Raw genomic sequence first — 801 nt, 5'->3', positions numbered from 1 at the left:
TGCGACCTTATTCCTAAGTGGCTCCAAAAAAGAAAAAACCCCGACACTCATTGAGTATCGGGGTTTTTAGACTCCTTAAGATTAAGCAGCAGCTTTTGCCAGCTTAGCTCTTTCTTTTGCAGCAATCTTATCAGGGCGAACAAGGAAGCGTGCCATCGCGGGTAGCAACCACAAGCTGCCAACCATGTTCCACAAGAACATAAAGAACAGCAGGATCCCCATATCTGCCTGGAATTTAATTGGCGAGAATATCCAAGTAAATACACCCAAACCAAGGGTCATACCCGTAAAGCAGACCGCTTTACCTGTCGTTCTAAGCGTCTGAAAGTAAGCCTCTTGTAAGACCACACCTTGTTTCAGTTTAGTCTCTAACTGACTATAGATATAGATACCATAATCGACACCAATCCCCACACCCAAGGCAATAACAGGAAGTGTCGCAACTTTAATACCAATACCCAATTGAGCCATAAGCGCTTCACACAGAACCGAGGTAAGTGCCAAAGGTGTAACGATACAAATAACAGCAGCTAAAGACCTGAACGTAATCAGACACAAAATACTAACGACCGAGTAAACAGAGGCTAACATGACATTCTTAGCCTTGGAAATAACCTCGTTAGTCGCCGCTTCAACACCTGCATTACCTGCCGCAAGTAAGAACTGGTAGTTTTCACTTGGGTACTGATCGATCAAGTCTTCCATCGTGTCGATCACAGTATCAAGCGTATCGGCCTCATGATCCTCCAAGAAGATGATCATTGGCGTCATACTACAGTCTGAATTAACCAGGCCTGAAGG

Annotated in this window: 1 protein-coding gene; it reads right to left on the bottom strand. The window is 44.6% G+C overall.

What is annotated here, in order from left to right:
* Positions 1–81 precede the first annotated feature (81 nt).
* Positions 82–801, bottom strand: a 720-nt coding sequence (locus A3766_RS03620) for an MMPL family transporter (protein WP_156508658.1), incomplete at its 5' end; no start/stop codon positions are given.

The organism is Oleiphilus sp. HI0132 (assembly GCF_001635845.1).
The sequence above is the reverse complement of the archived record's forward strand: the minus strand, read 5'-3'. Positions and strand labels throughout refer to the sequence as shown.